Source organism: Virgibacillus sp. GM2-2 (genome assembly GCF_055329585.1).
In genome coordinates this window covers 1-232 of record NZ_JBUZWC010000178.1, presented here as the reverse complement: position 1 = coordinate 232, position 232 = coordinate 1, and the positions used below count along the sequence as shown (strand labels likewise).

At 72.0% G+C, this 232-nt stretch carries 1 protein-coding gene; it reads left to right on the top strand.

Annotated elements, in window-relative coordinates; all coding sequences use genetic code 11:
• The coding region (locus ACY9Z2_RS19450) for a hypothetical protein (RefSeq protein WP_463611317.1) at window positions 1–232 on the top strand (232 nt) is incomplete at both ends.

Here is a 232-nt window from a genome sequence, read left to right as displayed (position 1 = left end):
CCGCGCGCCGGCCCAGTTTCTGCTGGGCGAGTCGCTTGCCGCGCTGGGCGCGTGGAAGGATGCCGAGGCTGCGTACCGGGCCCATCTCCCCCTGGCGCCCGAGCTGAACTACCTGGCGTGGCAACGCATCGCCGCGCAGCGCCAGGCGCTGGGCGACCCGAAGGGCGCAGCCGAGGCATTCCGCCAGGCACTGGCAAAATCGCCCGACTGGACCAACACATCGGCCATCCGC